Below are 18,121 nucleotides of genomic sequence, written 5' to 3'. Positions count from 1 at the left end.
CACGCGCGGTCCGGGCGTTCTCAGACCGCCGGCCGGTCCTCCTGGCCCGCCGGGCGCCAGCCCCGCGCCCGGCCGCGCGGGATCACCACCGCGGCGGCCGCCACGAGCAGCACCACGCCGCCGCCCGCGCCCGCGATCAGCAGCGCGCGGTGGCGCGGCTGCGGGGAGGCGGCCGGGGGAATCTTCGCGGGGGCCGGACGGGGTGTGGTGCCCTGCCGGTCGGTGAGGACGGTGGTCAGCGCCGCGTACGGGTCCAGCCGCGGCGGGACCGCCGGATAGGCCGCCGTGACCAGCTGGCGGGACACCTGGGCGGCGCTCATCCCCGGGTGCCGCGAACGCACCAGCGCCGCCGCCCCGGCGACGTTGGCCGCCGCCAGCGAGGAGCCGGAGCCGATGAAGTGCCCGGAGCCGCTCGGACCGACGCTGACCGCCACGTCCCCCGGCGCCGCCAGGTCCGCCCCGTCCATCTCCGGCGCGTTCTTCGGGCGGCTGCCGTCCGGGCCGTAGTCCATGACCGACAGCACCCCGGGCGCGGCCGCGGGCCAGTACCAGGGCGCGGGCTCGGCCGGTTCGTTGGTCTCCGGGTCGTCGGGCATCGCGTCCGGGGCGAACGGGGCGACGACGAGGGCGTCGTTCCGCGTCGCGTACGCCACGGCGGCGGTCAGCACGGACTTGCCGGTGGGCACCGCGCGCCCCACGTAGACGACCTTCGCGCCGCCGTCGACCGCGGCCCGTATCCCGCTCGCCAGCCGGTCCGCCGTGGGGTTGCCGCGGCTGTCCGTACCGCGCACCGCGAGGATCCGCGCCGCGGGCGCCGCGCCCGCCACGCCCGAGCCCTTGCCGGGCGCGGCGGCGATCAGGCCGGCGGCGAAACTGCCGTGCCCCACGCAGTCGGTGCCCGCGTCGCCGGCCGCAGTGACCCGGCCGGTCAGGGCGGGGATGTCCGTCCCCACACCGGTGTCCACCACCCCCACGGTCACGCCGTGGCCGTCCGCCAGCCGCCAGCTGCGGCTCAGGCCCAGCGCCTGCCGCGTCCACGGCTCGTCACGGGCCGTCTCGCCCGACGCCTTGGTGCACGGCGCGTCGGGGCCCAGAACGGCCGGGATGACGGGCAGTTCGACGGAGTCCGCGGCGGCGGGGGGAGCCTGGGCGGCCAGGGGTGCCGTGGCCAACAGGGCGGCGGCCACCGCCCGTGCCGCCGTACGGCGAGGAGAACGAGCACGTCGCATGGCGCGCACGATACGCGCAGGACATCACCACGAGGTAACGTGCACCGGGTACCAACTACCGTGGTGCGACCCGGGAGCGGGTCCACGGCCGGTCCTGCGGACCGGCGCCGGAGACACCTGGATGAGGGTGCCGCGGTTCCCGTAGCCTTTCCCCGCGTGGTCGTCCCTCCCTCCCCCGCTTCCAGCAAGCCCGGGCTTCGGGCACCGAGGGTCGGCAGCGGCATCACAACGAGGAGGTCCCAGCGTGTCACGGCAGTTGCTCACGGTCGGTCCGGACCAGCCGGAGGGCTTCCGGACGATCGGCGAGGCCCTGGAGAAGGCGCGCACAGGAGCGGTGATACGCGTCCGGCCCGGCCGTTACCGCGAGAACCTCACGGTCCGCACGCGCATCACCATCGCCGGTGACGGGGAGCGCGGCAGCGTGGAGATCTGCCCGCCCCGGGGCACCGCCGTGGTGCTCGTCGCGGACGCGGTGATGCTCACCGACCTGACCCTGCGCGGCGGCAACGAGGACCTGCCGGTGGTGGACGCGCCCCGGGGCCAGGTGGCCATGGACGGCTGCACCGTGGTGGGTTCGGGCTGGACGGCCGTCCTCGCCCGCGAGAACGGCTCGGTGGCCATCCGGGACTGCCGGATCTCCAACCCCGAGGGCGCCGGGGTCGTGGACACCGCGCCCACCGGCAGCGTGGTGGCCGACTCGGTCTTCGAGCACCTGGGCACCTCCGCCATCGTCCTCGGCGAGCAGGCCCGCACCACCGTCCGCGGCTGCCGGGTGCGGGACGCCCAGGGCAACGGCATCCTCGCCAACGGCGAGGCGCAGGGCCGGGTGGAGGACTGCGACGTGTCCGGCACCGAGAAGCCCTCCATCGCCCTCGAGGGCAAGTGCTCCACCCATGTGCTGCGCGCCCGCGTGCACGACACCTCGGTCGGCGTCTACATCACCAGCAGCTCCCGGCCCACCCTCGAAGAGGTCACGGTCACCGACACCTCCGGCCCCGGCATCGTCCTCTCCTCCGGTGCCGACCCGGAACTGCTGCGCTGTGTCACCTCCCGCACCAAGGGCAACGGACTCGCCGTCACCGAGCGCTCACGGGGCACCTTCCAGGACTGCGCGTTCGACGCCGCGACCGCCCCCGCGATCCGGGTGATCGGATCGAGCGCGCCGCTGCTCACCGGCACCACCGTGCGCGACTGCGCCGACAAGACCGCGTCCGTGCTGCTGGCCGAGGGGTGCTCGGCGGAGTTCGACCGGCTGGAGGTGGCCGACGCCGCCGGGGTCGGCATCTCCATCCGTACCAACGCCAATCCGCTGCTGAGCCGGGCGCGGGTGGCCGACGCCCGCGGCCACGGCCTGGAGGTGGCCGAGGACGGCCGCGGGCGTCTTGAGGTGTGCACGATCGAGAACGCGGAGGGCGTCGGCATCCGCATATCCGACGGCGGCGCCCCCGACATCCGCGACTGCGCGGTGCGCGGGACGGGCCAGGCCGGGATCGCGGTCGGCTCCGGGGGCCGCGGCACCCTCAGCGACTGCGAGGTCCGCTCCAGCGCCACCTCGGCCCTGCACGTGGAGGGCGGCGGCGAGGTGACCGCGCACCGCCTCCACCTGGCCGAGTCCGGCGCGCACGGCGTCCTGGTCGCCGAGGGCGCCCGGGCCACGCTGGAGGCATGCCAGGTCACCGGCAGCACCGGCGACGGCATCCGGGTCGACAGCGCCGAGAAGGTCACCCTCACCGGCTGCACCACCCGGGACAACCGTGGCGCGGGACTCAAGCAGTCCCGGCCCAGCGACCGGCTCACCGTCGAGGGGCTGGACAGCAGCGGCAACGTCGCCGAGGACGCCTGGGGCGAGACCGCCGGGGGCACCGGCGCCGAGACGGCCGCGGGCGGCGGGGCGAAGACGCCGGAGGGCCCGCTGGAGGAGCTGGAGTCGCTCATCGGCCTGGCCGACGTCAAACACCAGGTCCGCACCCTGATCAACCTCAACCAGCTCGCCCAGCGCCGCGCCAGCCTCGGCATGCCCGCCCCGCCGATGAGCCGCCACCTGGTGTTCTCCGGCCCGCCCGGCACCGGCAAGACCACCGTCGCCCGGCTCTACGGCGGCATCCTCGCCGACCTCGGCGTGCTGCGCTCCGGCCATCTGGTGGAGGTCTCCCGGGCCGACCTCGTCGCCCAGATCATCGGCGGTACGGCCATCAAGACCACCGAGGCGTTCAACGAGGCCCTGGGCGGGGTGCTGTTCATCGACGAGGCGTACACCCTGCTCTCCGACAGCAAGGGCTCCGGTGCCGACTTCGGCCAGGAGGCCATCGACACGCTGCTGAAGCTCATGGAGGACCACCGCGACGACGTGGTCGTCATCGCCGCCGGATACACCGACCAGATGACCACCTTCCTCAGCTCCAACCCCGGTCTGGCCTCCCGGTTCACCCGCACCATCGAGTTCGCCAACTACTCGGTGGACGAGCTGGTCACCATCACCGAGTCCATGTGCGGGACGCACCGGTACGAACTCGACCCGAGCACCCTGGACGCGCTCGCCCGCCTCTACGAGCGCATGCCGCGCGACTCCACGTTCGGCAACGGCCGTGCGGCACGCCGGGTGTTCGAGGAGATGGTGGACCGGCAGGCGTTCCGCCTCGGGTCGATGGCGAACCCGGCCGAGGCGGACCTCACGCTGCTGCTGCCCGAGGACGTCGCCGACGACGCGTCCGTCAGCGGCGCGGACAGCCCCCGTAACTCCAAGGACCTGCTGGCCGAGCTGGACGCGATGGTCGGCCTCAACGCCGTCAAGCACGAGGTGACCGACCTGGTCAACCTGCTGGAGGCCACCCGGCAGCGGCAGGCAGCGGGCCTGCCGACGCCGAAGATCAGCCACCATCTGATCTTCTCCGGCCCGCCCGGCACCGGTAAGACCACCGTCGCCCGGCTCTACGCGGACCTGCTGCACTCCCTCGGCGTGCTGAACACCGGTCAGCTGGTGGAAGTGGCCCGCGCCGATCTGGTCGGCCGCTACGTGGGACACACCGCGCAGCTCACCAAGGAGGTGTTCGAGCGCGCCTTCGGCGGGGTGCTGTTCATCGACGAGGCGTACACCCTCACCCCCGAGGGCGCGGGTTCCGACTTCGGTCAGGAGGCCGTCGACACCCTGCTGAAGCTCATGGAGGACCACCGGGACGAGGTGGTGGTCATCGCCGCCGGATACACCGAGGAGATGCGCCGCTTCTTGGCCTCCAACCCCGGTCTGGCCTCGCGCTTCAGCCGCACCGTCGAGTTCGAGCACTACAACTCGGAGGAGCTGGTCACCATCATGAGCGGCTACGCGGCCGCCTCCGGCTACGACTGCCCCGAGGAGACCCTGGCGGCGCTGCGCGCCTATGTGGACCTCATCCCGCGCGACCGTTCCTTCGGCAACGCGCGCACCGCCCGCCAGCTGCTGGAGGCGATGATGACGCGGCAGGCCCGGCGCATCGGCACCATGGCCGCGCCCGGTCTGGAGGACCTGCGGCTGCTGCTGCCCGGCGACCTGCCGGCGGGTTCCGCGCAACCCGCCGGCTGATCGGCGCCGCCGCTACGGGGAGGCCGTCTCCGCCGAGACGGCCTCCGTGTCCTCCCCGGGGGCGGTGGCCAGGATGAACTCGTACAGGTCCTCGTGCGTCAGCCCCAGCTCACCGCCGTCGATCCTGGCGTTCCACCGCTCCACCAGGTCCAGGTGCTCGCGCCAGGCCGCCCGGTTGCGCATGATGTCGCGCCGGTAGGTGACCAGGTCCATGGTGGCGAGGTTCCAGGAGTCCGGGCCGCCGCACAGGGTCTTCGCACGGATGCCCACCGAGCCCTGGTCGAGCGCGGCCGGGAAGGTGGCGCACACCATCGGGCGGTGGACGTACGCGCCGCACCGGGCCTTGCCGGGGGCGATCTCCATCAGGAACACGCACCCCTTGGTATCCGGCCGGTGCCGGAGGTGGAGGTCGTACAGCGGACCGCCGGGCCGGAAGCGGAAGTCGCTGTTGTCCTCCTCCTTGCCCTCCTTCAGGTAGACGAACTCCCTGGGGTGGACGGCCATTCCGGACGCCAGCCTGCGGACGTCCGCGACGGTCACATGGACGTTGTACTCCCGGCAGCACCTGCCCCCGCAGTCGGCGCAGCCCGCCAGGTTCGCTCCGCCGCCGTTCACGCGACCACGTCCTCGGGCCAGGGCGCACCGGCTTCGCGCGCGGCCTGCGCCTCCAGCAGATAGCGCTGGAAGTCCTCGGCGTCCGGCGGGGTTTCGGCCTTCCCGGCCAGCGTGTTCCAGCGGGCGACCAGCTCGAACCAGTGGTCCCGGTCGGCGGTCCACTGACGCTCGGCCTCGGCCAGCTCCTCCTCGTCGAGCCGGTGTCCGGGCCCGTCCGTGCGCTCGGCCTTCGCACCGGGCAGCGAGGGGAACATGCGGCAGGACACGGGCGCGAGTTCGCCCAGCCCGCAGCGGCCGGTGCCCTCCAGGGTGCGTATGTGGAAGACGCAGCCGTGGGCGGCGTTGGCCACCCGGACGTTCACCCGGCGCCGCGCGTTGTCCAGCACCACCCCGGTCGGATCGTTGGCGGCGGCCGGCGCGGTCTGCGTGAAGTGCCACGGCTCGAGTGCCAGGGTGCGGGCGATACGGACGAGGTCCGCACCGGTGACGTAACGGGGTCCGCGATAGCACAGCGCCTTCGCTCGGGAGGTCTGCCATTGGGCTTCGGGGCCCGCGAGGCTGTCCACAGTCAATCCATCGTCCCCTTCGAACAGGGCGAAACGAGAAGCTTTTTCAACGTAGTCGCCAGTGAGCGTAGTCGAACGGATCTGTGAATCTCCCTGGAAAACCTTGTACGGCGACGCGTCGTCAGGCAGGCCCGCCCATGGCCGCGATGCGGCGGGCGAGCCGGGCGGCGGCCTGCCGCAGCTCCGGAGGGTCCAGCACCTGCGCCTCGAAGCCCAGCCGGGCCACGTGGACGGCGAGCCAGTCCAGGTCGTCACCGCCGGCGACGAGCACGCACCAGCCGTCGCGGTCGTCCTCCACGCGGCCCACCTGGGGCGGGACCAGCTCGCGCACCCGGTCGGGCGGGGCGTGCAGCCGCACCCGGGCGAGGTAGCGGTACGGCGCGCCGGTCACGGACCGCTGTACGTAGGCGACGGGGTCCGGATGCTCCCGCGGCCGGAAGCGCCAGGTGGTGGCCACCGCCTCGCGCATCCGGTCCAGCCGGAAGGTGCGCCAGTCGTCGCGGTCGGTGTCCCAGGCCATCAGGTACCAGCGGCGGCCGGTGGTGACCATCCGCACCGGCTCGACCGTGCGCTCGCGCTCGTCGCCGCCTCGGGCGGCGTACCGGAAGCGCACCCGCACGGCGTCGCGGCAGGCCCGGGCGAGGGTCACCAGCAGCTCCGCGTCGATCTCGACGCCGGGGCCGACCAGGGTCTCGGTGGCGCCGTGCACCGCCCGCACCTCGGCGCGCAGCCGGGGCGGCATCACCTGGTCGAGCTTGGTGAGCGCCCGCAGCGCCGCCTCGCCCGCCCCGGCGACCGTGCCGCCGGACGCCAGCCGCAGCGAGACCGCCGTCGCGATCGCCTCCTCGTCGTCGAGGAGCAGCGGCGGCAGCCGGGTGCCCGCGCCGAGCTGGTAGCCGCCGCCGACGCCCGCCGTCGCGTGGACGGGGTAGCCGAGCGTCCGCAGCCGCTCCACGTCGCGGCGCACCGAGCGGTCGGTGACGCCCAGCTCGGCGGCGAGTTCGGCGGCGGTCCACGACGCCCGGCGCTGGAGCAGCGCCAGCAGCCGCAGCACCCGTTCGGTCGTGCCCTCGACGGTCATGCGCTCATCCTTCCACCGATCACGGAACGATCCTGTCCGCGATGTGCGCAAGGCTGCGCTCATGACCGACCAGATGTGGAACCCCCTGCTGCGGGACCAGCTCGCCTGGCACTGGACCCACCAGCTGCGCGACCGGCTCGACGGACTCACCGACGACGAGTACTTCTGGGAACCGGCCCCCGGCTGCTGGAACGTGCGCCCGCGCGGCACCGGCACCGCCCCGGTGCGGGCCGGGTCCGGCGCGATGACCATCGACTTCGCGATGCCGGAGCCCGACCCGCCGCCGTTCTCGACGATCGCCTGGCGCCTCGGCCATGTGATCGTCGGCGTCCTGGCGATGCGCAACGCCGCGCACTTCGGCCGTACGCCCACCGACTACCAGTCGTATCCCTACGCCGCGACCGCGGCCGAGGCGCTGGCCCAGCTCGACGCGGAGTACGCCACCTGGCAGGCCGGGGTCGAGGCCCTGGGCGAAGCCGGGCTCGCCCGCCCGTGCGGGGCGGCGGAGGGGCCGTACGCCGACCATCCGATGGCGGCGCTCGTGCTGCACATCAACCGCGAGATGATCCACCATCTGTCCGAGGTGTGCCTGCTGCGCGACCTCCATCTGCACACCCATCGGACCCCACGGGAGGCGAGCTGAGATGGCCCGCGACGTTCAGATCACCTTCGACTGCGCCGACCCGGCCGGGCTGGCCGCGTTCTGGGCCGAGGCCCTGGGCTACCGGGTGCAGGACCCGCCCGGGGGCTTCGAGTCCTGGGATCAGGCCCTGGAGGCGATGGGCGTGCCGCCCGGGAGACGCGGCGACGCCTCGGCGCTGCTCGACCCCGACGGCTCCGGGCCGCGGCTGTTCTTCCAGCGGGTGCCGGAGGGCAAGCGGGCCAAGAACCGGGTGCACCTCGACGTACGGGCCGCGCCCGGGCTGGAGGGCGACGCGCGGATGGCGGCGCTGGAGGCGGAGGCCGAACGGCTGATCTCCCACGGCGCCACCCGGCTGGAGCGCCATGAGCCCGCTCCCCCGCTCGGCACCGGGCACCTGGTGATGGCCGACCCCGAGGGCAACGAGTTCTGCCTCGACTGACCAGGGGGACTGCCGGGGCTGTCAGCCCCGGTCGGACGGCTCCGGGCGGGGCGTCGAGGCGTCCGCGGCCGCGTCGATGACCTCGCCCAGGGTCGCCCGGGAGCGCTGCAGGTCCCCGATCATCCGGTCGATGCGGTCGCGCTCCGCCAGCAGGTCGGTGACCAGCCGGGCGTCGGCGGTGGCGGAGGGTCCGCCGTCCGCGTCCCGCATGCAGGGCAGCAGCTGCGCGATCTTGGAGCTGCACAGCCCGGCCGCGTACAGCTCCTGGATGCGGACCACGCGGTCGACCGCGCCCTCGGTGTAGTCGCGGTGCCCGCCGGGGGTGCGCTCCGCCGTCAGCAGGCCCTGCTCCTCGTAGTAGCGCAGGGACCGCTCGCTCACCCCGGTACGCCTGGCCAGCTCACCGATCCGCATGACGCACCTCACTGCCTTCGCGGTTGAACCTGACACTGATGTTAACTCCTAGCTTGGCGGGCATGACGGACACACACCTGGCCCCGAACCTCTTCGCCCCCGCCCGCCTCGGCCCGCTGCGCCTCGCGAATCGCCTGGTCATGGCGCCGATGACACGCAACCGCGCCACCGCCGACGGCGTTCCGACGCCCCTCATGGCCACCTACTACGCCCAGCGCGCCTCCGCCGGGCTCATCATCGCCGAGGCCGCCACGCCCAGCGCGGTCGGCCAGACCTACCCGAACATCGCCGCCATCCACAACGCCGCGCAGGTGGCCGGATGGCGCCGAGTCACCGAAGCGGTGCGCGCCGCGGGCGGCGGGCAGATGTTCCTGCAGCTCCAGCACGGCGGCCGGAACGGCCACCCCGACACCAGCGGGCTCACCCCGATCGCGCCCTCTCCGATCCCGCTCCCCGAGGCGATCCACACCCCGGCCGGGAAGCAGCCCGCGGTCACCCCGCGCGAGATGACGGCCGACGACATCCGCACCACCGTGGCCGACTTCGCGACCGCCGCGCGCAACGCACTGGAGGCGGGCTTCGCCGGTGTCGAGGTGCACAGCGCCAACGGCCATCTCCTCCACCAGTTCCTCGCCCCGAACACCAACCGGCGCACCGACGCCTACGGCGGCCCGATCGACCACCGCGTCCGCTTCGCCGTCGAGGTCGCGGACGCGGTGGCCGCCGAAATCGGCGCCGAGCGGACGGGCTTGCGCATCTCCCCCGGCAACACCGTCAACGGCATCGAGGAGGGCGAGGAGACCGGCGACCTGTACGCGGCGCTCGTCTCGGCACTGGCCGACCGCGGTCTGGCGTATCTCCACATCGGCTTCGCCGACCCGGACTCCCCCGTCTACCAGGACATCCGCAAGCGGTGGCCGGGCACGCTCATGGCCAACCCCGTGCTGCCCGCCGACCGGATCCCCGCCGACGGCGGCAGGCACGCGGCCGAACGCCTGCTGGCCGCCGACGCCGACCTCATCGCCCTCGGCCGCCCGTTCCTCGCCAACCCCGACCTGGTCGAGCGGCTGCGCGACGGCAGCGCCGTCAACCCGGTCCGGGACCGGTACCTGATGTACGTGGGCGGGGAGACCGGCTACACCGACTACCCCGTCGCCGGCGCGTAGCGGGCACCGCTCGGATCAGCTCCAGGACCCGTACGCCGTACGCGTCCAGCCCGACCTCGGCGACGGGTTCGCCCGTCGCCGAGGTCGTGCGGTTCCCGTCGCCAGGCTGCCGCCGCGGCGGATGGCCCGGCGGAAGGAAAGTAAGGAACTTGCTAGGGACTGTGCCCGCTTAATGCTGTAGGGGGCAGCAGCTCGGGTTCACTTACGGAGAATGATGCGGCAGCACACGTTCGGGGCAAGCGAGAGTGGTTCCACGCCCTCCGCCGAGGAAGTGGTGTCGGGGGCGGAAGAGGCGTCTTCTCTGCTACGGCGCAAAATCGACATCAACCTCATGATTCCGCTGCACGCCCTGCTGACCGAAGCGAACGTCACACGCGCCGCCGAGCGGACCATGGTGGGCCAGCCGGCCATGAGCGCGTCGCTGGCGAAACTGCGCAAGCACTTCGGCGATCCCCTGCTCGTGCGCGATGGCCGCACGATGGCCCTGACCCCGCTGGGGGCGTCCCTTCGGGGGCCGGTGACCAGGGCGATCGAGTCCATCCACGCGGTCATGGACAGCACGTCCTGCTTCGACCCGGGCCTTCTGGACCGCACGTTCACCGTCGTCGCCAGCGACTACATATCCATCGTCCTGCTGAAGCCCTTTCTGCGGACGATCGCGGACGAAGCGCCGCGTCTGCGGCTGAACATCGTCGCGCCACGCGACGGCATGGTGCCGTTGGTGCGGCGTGCTCAGTGCGATCTGCTGGTGGCACCGGGCCCGCTCATGCCGAAGGAGATCCTCAGCTACCGGAACCGGGATCTGTTCACCGACGAGCTGCTGGTCATCGCCGACCAGGACAACGACCGCATCGGTGAGACCGTCGGCATCGACGAACTCCACCGGCTCGGATACCTGGAGGCGATTCCGCGGGTCCTCCAGGAGTCCGGTCCGGAAACCCCCGCCACGAGCGCCGGACGCATCCTCTCCGGGGGTTATTGCTCGGTGGCCATGCACGTGGTCGCCGGGACGCGGCTGGTGACCCTGGCGCAGGCCCGGCTGTTCTCGCTGATCGGGCCGGCGTGCGGGCTGCGTGCGGTGAGGCTGGACGCGGAGCTGCCGCCGTTGGTCCACACCATGTACTGGCATCACCGGCACACCGCCGACCCGGCGCACATCTGGCTGCGGGACAAGCTCGCCGAGGCCGCGGCGGCGCTGGAGCCGCTGGGGAGCGTACTGGCCGGGCTGCCGCACGTCCGGCGGCCCGGCGCCGCCCTCACACCCCGCCTCGCGCCCCCGGCCCTCGGCGGGATGTGAGCCCGTCCTCACGGCGGGCCCATGGCGTACTCGGACGCGACGGACAGGCCGTCCGCGGTGGCCAGCACGGCGTCCAGCCCCTTCGTGACGCGGGCGCCGCCGATCACCCGGTGGTCGATCCCGGCCCAGCGCAGGAGCCCGCCGAGGGCCGATTCGCGCTCCTGGCCCACCGCGATGACGACCGTGTCCGCCGCCACGACGGCTTCCTCCCCGGCGGCGTCGACCGTGTGCACGCCCTCGGCGGTGATCCGTGAGCAGTGCACCCCGAACACGGTGCGCACCCCCCTGCGGCGCAGCGCGTCGAGCGCCACCCATCGGCTGGAGCGTCCCAGCGCGGCTCCGAGACGCTCACCGCGGTGCAGGATCGTGACGCGCCGCTCGGGTGTCGGCACCTCCGGCGCCGCGCCCGGAACGAGCCCGTACTCGCGGCGGAACCGCTCCGCCGGGTCGGCCGGGTGTGCGGCCTGGCGAGCCGTACGGGCTTCGGTGTGGGCGGCGAAGTGGGCGAGGTCGACGGCGACCCCGCCGCCACCGATGATCGCCACCCGCTCGCCGAGCACACCGGGGGCGAACGCCTCCGGGTAGGGCAGGACATGGGGCAGGCCGGCCCCGGGGATCGGCGCCGTGCGCGGCCGGACGCCCGTGGCGATGAGCACCCCGTCGTAGGACCGCAAGAGGTCCAGGTCCGCCCCGGTGATGCGGCGGCCGAGGCGTACGGTGACGCCGAGCCGGCGCAGTTCCTCATCGAGGTGGCCGATCGCGGCCGCGTAGTCGGCCTTGCCGGGGACCCGGGAGGCCAGCCGGAACTGGCCGCCGAGCCGGGCTTCCGCCTCGTACAGGTCGACCCGGCACCCCGACTCGGCGAGGGTGCGCGCGGCCTGGAGACCGGCCGGTCCGCCGCCGACCACCGCCATCCGCCGCGGCCGGGGCCGGCGGACCCGCGGAAACTCCAGCTCCCGCGCGGCCCGCGGGTTGACCAGGCAGCTCACCTCGGCGTCGGACAGGGAGCGGTCGATGCACGCCTGGTTGCAGCCGATGCAGATGCCGCTCGACCGGTGGTCCCGGGCCCTGGCGATGAACTCCGGGTCGGCCAGGAACGGCCGGGACATCGAGACCAGCGCCACATGGCCCGCCGCGAGGATCGACTCGGCCTGCTCGACGCGGTTGACCCGGTTGCCCGTGATGACGGGCAGGGGAGCCACGGCATGCGCCAGGTCCTCGGCCATCGGCGTCCACACCCCGGGCGGCACCACGGCCTGCACGGTGGGCACCGGCGACTCGTGCCAGCCCACGCCGACGTTGAGCGCGTCGGCGCCCGCGGCGACCAGTTTCCGCGCGAACCGTTCGACGTCCTGCGGGCCGGTGCCGCCGTCGAGGAAGTCGGCCCCGGTGAACCGTACGATCACCGGGAAGTCCGGCCCCACCGCGGCGCGGACCCGGCTCGTCAGCTCCGCGCCGAACCGGGTCCGCCGCTCGGCGTCGCCGCCCCAGCCGTCGTCGCGGTGGTTGGTCAGCGGGGAGAGGAACTGGTCGACGAGATAGCCCTCCGACCCCATCACCTCGACCCCGTCGAACCCCAAGGCGCGGGCGTACGAGGCCCCTTCGGCGAAGTCGGCGAGCGTGGCCTCGATCTGCGCCTCGGTCAGCGCGTGCGGTGTGCACCGGGAGACCCGGCTGTACACCGCCGACGGCGCCACCGGGTGCGGCCCGACGGCGCTCGGGCTCGCGTACCGCCCGGCGTGGAACAGCTGCAGGGCGATCAGTCCGCCCGCCTCGTGGACCGCGTCGGCCACCCGGCCCAGACGGGACCGGAAGGCGGGGTCGGACAGCACCCCGTAACCGGCCCCGCCCGCGCCCACCCGGCTGACCGCGGCGCCACCGGTGACGATCAGCCCGGCGCCGCCCCGTACGCGCTCGGCGTAGAACGCGGCCAGCGCGGCGCCGCCGTCGTCACGGGCCTCCAGGCCCAGGTGCATGGGGCCCATGACGATGCGGTGCGGCAGGGTGAGCGTGCCGATCCGCGACGGCTGGAAGACATGGCGGAAGCGCTCGGTCGTCACGGTACGAGCGGCGGTGTCATGTCCTCCATGTACGGGGGCACCGCCACCGACAGGCCGCCGTCGACGACGATCGTCTGGCCGGTGATGTACTCCGCCCCCGGGGACAGCAGGAACGCCACCGTCTCCGCCATCTCCGCCACGGTGCCCGGCCGCCCCTTGGGGATCTTCGACAGCACCTTGGACATGGGGGCCATGCCGGGCACGTTGTAGAAGTAGTCGAGCGAGTCGGACTCGATGAGCCCCCCGCTGACCGCGTTGACGTTGATGCCCCGCCCGGCGAACTCGACGGCCATGGAGCGGACCAGGGCCTCGGTGGCCGCCTTGGCCGAGCCCAGCGCGGCGTACGTCATATAGGCGCGGGTGCTGCCGTAGCCCGACAGCGTGACGATCCGGCCGCCCTCGGGCATCAACGCCACCGCGCGCTGCGCCCCGAGCAGGAAGGCCCGGACGTTCATCGCGTAGGAGCGGTCGATGTGGTGCAGCTTCAGATCCATGATCGGCTTGAACGCGCTGGCCGCCGCGTTGTTCACGAAGTGGTCCAGGCGGCCGTACTCGTCGCGCGCGGCGTCGAAGAGCCGGTCGATGTCCTCGGGGATCTCGACGTCGGCGGCCACGGTGATCGCCCGCCCGCCCGCCTGCTCGACGAGCTTGCGGGTCTCCTCGGCCAGTTCGGCGTTCTTCTTGTAATTGACCACCACGCTGCCGCCGTCGCGCCCGAGGCGCACCGCCAGCTCGCGGCCGATGCCGCGCGAGGCTCCGGTGATCAGGGTGACTTTGCTGTCGCTCATCGAACCGCCCCCAGAACGTCCCGTGCGATCACGGTCTTCTGTATCTCGTTGGTGCCCTCTTCGAACCGCTGCGCCCGGGCGTCGCGGTACACGCGCTCGATCGGGCTGGACTCCCAGTAGCCGATGCCGCCGTGCACCTGGAGCGCCTTGTCGGTGACCCGGGTGAGCATGTCGACCGCGTTCAGCTTGGCCATCGAGGACAGCCCGGCGGCCGCCGGGTCCCCGGCCTGCCACTGCCGCGCCGCGTGGAGGGTGAGCTGGCGGGCGGCCTCGATGTCGGTGGCGTTCTCGGCGAGCGCGAAGGAGATCGCCTGCCGCGCGGCCAGCGGCTTGCCGAACGTCGTACGCCCCTTCGCGTGCTCGACGGCCAGCTCCTGGGCCCGGCGGGCGAGGCCGACGCACGTCATGGCGACCGAGATGCGGCTGGGCGTGAGGAAGCCGCCCAGCGCCACGTCCAGGCCCCGGCCCACCTCGCCGAGGCGGTTGGCGACCGGCACCGGCGCCCGGTCGAAGACCAGATGCGCGTGGTCGGTGCCGCGCACCCCCATGGTCTCCGACATGGGCTTGACGTCGACGCCGGGTACGTCGCGCGGCACCATCAGCGCGACCGTCCCGTCCTTGCCCGTGGTCCCCTCCAGCCGGGCGAACAGGAGCCAGTAGTCGCATTCGACACCGAAGGTGATGAGGTGCTTCTCCCCGGACAGGAAGTACGTGTCGCCCTCCTGTACGACGCTGCACCGCAGGTCGGCGCCGGTACCCGCGGTGGGCTCGGTGAGCGTGAACGCGACGGTGGCGTCGGCCGACACCTGGGGCAGCACGAACCGCTTGCGCTGCTCATCGGTGGCGAACTGGTCGATCGCCCGCCACACCCCGTTGTGGACGTGCACGATCATGCGCAGCGACGCGTGCGACATCGAGAACAGTTCCATCAGCTCCAGGAACCGGGGGAACTCGATGCCCAGGCCGCCGTACTCCTCGGGCGCGGCCAGCCGCAGATAGCCGCGGTCGCGCAGATCCTGCTTGAGCGCGGCGGGCACCTTGTGGGTGCGTTCGATCTCCTCCGCGTACCGCTCGCCGGGTCCGCGGACGAAATCCTCGATGTCCGCGGCCAGTTGCCGGAAGTCCTTCTCGTCCATGCTCACGCCCCGCTCCTCATCAGCTTCTGGATGTCTTCGCGCAGAAGGAACTTCTGCACCTTGCCCGCCGGGTTCCGGGGCAGCCGGTCCACCCGCACCAGCCGCTCGGGCCAGTACGGCTTGGCGACCTGCCGCTCGTCCAGGAAGCGCCGCATCTCCTGGAAGTCGAACTCCTCGCCCGCAACGACGTACGCGCAGGCCCGCTCCCCGAGCCGCGGATCGGGCATCGCCACGATCGCCACGTCGCGTACCGCGGGATGGGTGTGCAGCAGCTGCTCGATCTCCCCCACGGGCACCTTCTCGCCGCCGCGGTTGACGACGTCCTTCACCCGCCCGCTGATGCGCACGTATCCGGACTCGTCGATGACGGCGAGATCACCGCTGCGGAACCAGCCGTCGGCGGTCATCGCCTCGGCCGTCCACTCGGGACGGTCGTAGTACCCGAGGAACATGCACGGTCCGGAGACCTCGAAGTTGCCTTCCTGCCCGGCGGGCAGCACCTCGCCCGCGTCATCGGTGACGCGCAGCCGGATGCCCGCCAGCGCACGGCCGTCCGTGCCCCACATCTTCGCCGGTTCGTCGCCGGGCGCGGACAGCGAGCCCAGGCACGTCTCCGTCGTCCCCCACGCGCCGCACACCGACGTGCCCAGCACCTCGGTGGCCCGCTCGGCCAGTGCGCGCGGCACCGCCGCTCCGGTGGCGACGAAGATCCGCAGCGAGGTCGGGGCCTCCCCCGTCTCCTCGACCGCCTCGACGAGGTCGCCGAGGAACGGCGTCGCGGCCTGGACGAAGGTGCCCCCGTGATGGCGGAGCAGTCCGAGGGCGGTCTTGCCGTCCCACACCGGCTGCAGGATCAGCGGCACGCCCCGCAGGACCGCGAGCCACATGCCGTAGAGGAAGCCGGTCTGGTGCGCCAGCGGCGACGGGACGAAGACCCGGTCCTCGCCGGTCAGTCCGAGGTGGTGGATCTCCATGGCAGCGGCTCTGGTCAGCGCATCCATCCGGTGCAGCACACCCTTGGGCTCGCCGGAGGTGCCGGAGGTGAACAGCAGCTGGGCCGGGGCGTCGGGCTCCGGGCGGCGGGCGTCGAGCCGGCCGCGGTCCGGCACCCGGCGCACGGCGTCGGCGAAGTCGTGCCACGCCGGTCCCGCCGTGTCCGGCGGCAGCGTGTCCCCGCCGATGACCAGGACGTGTGCGAGGGCGGGCGGGTCGTCCACGCGCAGCAGCTCCGCCACTTCGGCCGGATAGTCGCGGCCGCGGAAACGTGCCGGGACCACCAGCACCCGGGCCCGTGACCGGCGCAGCATGAAGGCCGTCTCCCGCTGCCGCAGCATCGGCATCAGCGGGCAGCTCACGGCTCCGATACGGGCGACGGCCAGGGCGAGTGCGACGAACTCGGCCTGGTTCGGCAACTGGTAGGCGACGGGCTCGCCTGGCCGCACACCGAGGTCGAGCAGGAGCGTCGCGATCCGGTCGACCTGTTCGTCGAGGTCGCGCCACGTCCAGCTCAGGCCCGGTCCGCCGTCGGTGCCCGGGTCGAACACGGCGGGATCGTCGGGACGGGTGTCGGCGCATCGGCGCAGATGGTCCCCGATCGGGACGGTGGCGGCGCGGGCGGGCGCGGTGAACTCGGCGGGACGGGACGGCGCCGGACTGGTCCTACGGCTCTTCTCCACCGACAGCCCCAGCCCTATGCCGTTCATGTCGTCGAGGAAGCGCGGGTAGGAGATGCGGTACGCGTTCGGGTAGGTCAGCCGGGTCTCGCCGGCGGCCACCGTGCCCGCGGCGGCCAGCGACATGAGCACGCGGTGGTCGTTGTACGAGGAGAGATCCGCGCCGGTCAGCCGGTCGACACCGTGGCAGAGCAGCTGCTCGCCGCGCTGCTCGATCCGGGCGCCCATCTTGTTGAGCTGCGACATCGCCGCGACCCGGTCGGACTCCTTGAGCCGGACGTGGCCGATGTTGTCGAACACGGTGGTGCCGTCGGCCACCGCCCCGAGCACGGACAGCACGGGCAGCATGTCGGGTACGGACCGGCAGTCGACCCGGACGGGGTTCAGCCGCGTCCCCTCGTGGCGGACCCGGACCATGCCGGTCTCCGGATCGGGCGTCATCGTGAGGCCCATGTCGGCGAAGATCTGCAGAACGTCCGCCTCGGGGTGGTCCACCTCGTGCGCGGGTATCGCCGGCAGGCCCCGGAACAGCACGTCGGCCGGGTGCAGCGCCGCCGCGGCCAGGCCGAACGCCGCCGAACCGATGTCGGGGGGCAGGACCACGGTGGCCGGGCCGGGCTGCTGGTCCGGGGCGATCTCGAACCGGCGCCCGTCCTCGGAGACGTCGACGTACAGTCCGAACTGCTTCATCGTCCGGACCGTCAGGTCGACATAGGACCGCTCGTTGAAATCACCCTCCACCGTGATGGTGCTCGGCCCCGTCGCGAACGGCGCCACCAGCAGCAACCCGGAGATCCACTGCGAGAGGGTGCCCTGGATCCGTACGTGGCCGCCCTTCGGACGGCGCGGCCGCACGGAGATCGGCGGGCAGCCCGTGGGCGAGTCCAGGTCGACGCCGAGGTCGGACAGCGCGCGCAGCAGCGGGCCGATCGGGCGCCGCTGGAAGTACTTCTGTCCCACGACGGTCACCGGCGACTCCGCGAGGCAGGCGAGTCCGGCGAGGAAGTAGAGCGTCGTACCCGAACTGCCCACCGATATCTCGGTCCGCCGCGGACGGTACGGGCCGCCGTGCACGACGAACGCGTCGCCGTCCACCTCGATCCGGGTACCGAGGCTCCGCAGCGCGGCGAGGGTGTGCCGCACGTGGCCCGCGTCCGACAGGCCCACGATCCGGCTCACCCCGGGTGCGAGGGACGCCAGGATCAGGGCCCGGTGCGCATGATATTTCGAGGCAGGAACGACGAGCTGTCCCTTGACCTGATCGGACAACCGCTTCACCAATAACCGCAATTCCAGTCTCCCGATCCGCTGGTTCATAAGGGATGTGCATCGCGTCGGCAGAGAAAGGCTGCCCGCCCCGGATTCATCGATCAGGCGCCGAAGATAACGCTAGCGGGCGGGGCCCGAGCGTGAAAGCGACGACTTTCCCATACCTGCCATCACTGCCATCGATACTTC

General features: G+C 72.9%; 14 protein-coding genes. 5 read left to right on the top strand and 9 right to left on the bottom strand.

All coding sequences use genetic code 11. From position 1 onward, the window contains the following. Positions 1-20: 20 nt before the first annotated feature. On the bottom strand, positions 21-1,229 hold the full coding sequence (locus ACFZCY_RS06580; RefSeq protein ID WP_391169921.1) for a S8 family serine peptidase: 1,209 nt from the start codon (positions 1,227-1,229) through the stop codon (positions 21-23). Positions 1,230-1,473: 244 nt separating this feature from the next. Between ACFZCY_RS06580 and ACFZCY_RS06575 the strand changes: the two genes are divergently transcribed. Beyond that, positions 1,474-4,785, top strand: a complete 3,312-nt coding sequence (locus ACFZCY_RS06575; protein ID WP_391169920.1) for a right-handed parallel beta-helix repeat-containing protein — start codon at positions 1,474-1,476, stop codon at positions 4,783-4,785. A gap of 12 nt (positions 4,786-4,797) precedes the next feature. Here the strand turns inward: ACFZCY_RS06575 and ACFZCY_RS06570 are convergent, their stop codons facing one another. From ACFZCY_RS06570 to ACFZCY_RS06560, 3 genes are all read right to left on the bottom strand, one after another. After that, a complete protein-coding gene (locus ACFZCY_RS06570; protein WP_391169919.1) occupies positions 4,798-5,400 on the bottom strand; it encodes a YkgJ family cysteine cluster protein in 603 nt (200 codons plus the stop codon). Further along, entirely contained in the window at positions 5,397-5,966 is a 570-nt protein-coding gene (locus tag ACFZCY_RS06565; RefSeq protein ID WP_391170386.1) for a hypothetical protein, read from the bottom strand. Before ACFZCY_RS06565 ends, ACFZCY_RS06570 begins: the two co-directional genes overlap by 4 nt. Positions 5,967-6,087: 121 nt before the next feature. Then, the gene (locus tag ACFZCY_RS06560) at positions 6,088-7,047 is read right to left on the bottom strand and encodes a WYL domain-containing protein (protein ID WP_391169918.1); all 960 of its coding nucleotides are present in this window, start codon (positions 7,045-7,047) and stop codon (positions 6,088-6,090) included. Between the two features lie 61 nt (positions 7,048-7,108). Here ACFZCY_RS06560 and ACFZCY_RS06555 point away from each other — a divergent pair, with 61 nt between their 5' ends. Next, positions 7,109-7,690, top strand: a complete 582-nt coding sequence (locus ACFZCY_RS06555) for a DinB family protein (RefSeq protein WP_391169917.1) — start codon at positions 7,109-7,111, stop codon at positions 7,688-7,690. Between the two features lies 1 nt (position 7,691). Beyond that, positions 7,692-8,129, top strand: a complete 438-nt coding sequence (locus ACFZCY_RS06550) for a VOC family protein (RefSeq protein ID WP_391169916.1) — start codon at positions 7,692-7,694, stop codon at positions 8,127-8,129. A 21-nt stretch (positions 8,130-8,150) separates the two neighbouring features. Here the strand turns inward: ACFZCY_RS06550 and ACFZCY_RS06545 are convergent, their stop codons facing one another. Beyond that, positions 8,151-8,543, bottom strand: coding sequence for a MerR family transcriptional regulator (locus tag ACFZCY_RS06545; protein WP_391169915.1), 393 nt, complete (start codon positions 8,541-8,543; stop codon positions 8,151-8,153). 62 nt (positions 8,544-8,605) lie between these two features. Here ACFZCY_RS06545 and ACFZCY_RS06540 point away from each other — a divergent pair, with 62 nt between their 5' ends. Together ACFZCY_RS06540 and ACFZCY_RS06535 are read left to right on the top strand one after the other, a co-directional pair. Continuing rightward, positions 8,606-9,709, top strand: a complete 1,104-nt coding sequence (locus ACFZCY_RS06540; RefSeq protein WP_391169914.1) for an alkene reductase — start codon at positions 8,606-8,608, stop codon at positions 9,707-9,709. Positions 9,710-9,923: 214 nt separating this feature from the next. Further along, positions 9,924-11,006, top strand: a complete 1,083-nt coding sequence (locus ACFZCY_RS06535; protein ID WP_391169913.1) for a LysR family transcriptional regulator — start codon at positions 9,924-9,926, stop codon at positions 11,004-11,006. 8 nt (positions 11,007-11,014) lie between these two features. Here ACFZCY_RS06535 and ACFZCY_RS06530 read toward each other — a convergent pair whose 3' ends face one another. Genes ACFZCY_RS06530 through aroA form a run of 4 tightly spaced genes read right to left on the bottom strand, consistent with a single transcriptional unit; the run spans position 11,015 to position 17,953 of the window. Then, entirely contained in the window at positions 11,015-13,066 is a 2,052-nt protein-coding gene (locus ACFZCY_RS06530) for an FAD-dependent oxidoreductase (protein ID WP_391169912.1), read from the bottom strand. Then, positions 13,063-13,854: an SDR family oxidoreductase gene (locus ACFZCY_RS06525; protein ID WP_391169911.1), complete on the bottom strand. Its 792-nt coding sequence runs from the start codon at positions 13,852-13,854 to the stop codon at positions 13,063-13,065. The genes ACFZCY_RS06530 and ACFZCY_RS06525 overlap by 4 nt, the downstream gene beginning before the upstream one ends. Continuing rightward, a complete protein-coding gene (locus tag ACFZCY_RS06520) occupies positions 13,851-14,990 on the bottom strand; it encodes an acyl-CoA dehydrogenase family protein (RefSeq protein ID WP_391170384.1) in 1,140 nt (379 codons plus the stop codon). Before ACFZCY_RS06520 ends, ACFZCY_RS06525 begins: the two co-directional genes overlap by 4 nt. 2 nt (positions 14,991-14,992) lie before the next feature. Continuing rightward, complete coding sequence (aroA, locus tag ACFZCY_RS06515) at positions 14,993-17,953, bottom strand: 3-phosphoshikimate 1-carboxyvinyltransferase (RefSeq protein WP_391169910.1); 2,961 nt, start codon at positions 17,951-17,953, stop codon at positions 14,993-14,995. Between the last annotated feature and the right edge of the window lie 168 nt (positions 17,954-18,121).

This window comes from Streptomyces sp. NPDC007983 (genome assembly GCF_042958345.1).
Taxonomy (GTDB): domain Bacteria; phylum Actinomycetota; class Actinomycetes; order Streptomycetales; family Streptomycetaceae; genus Streptomyces.
Note: the sequence above shows the minus strand (reverse complement) of the source record. Positions and strands in the feature narration are given on the sequence as shown.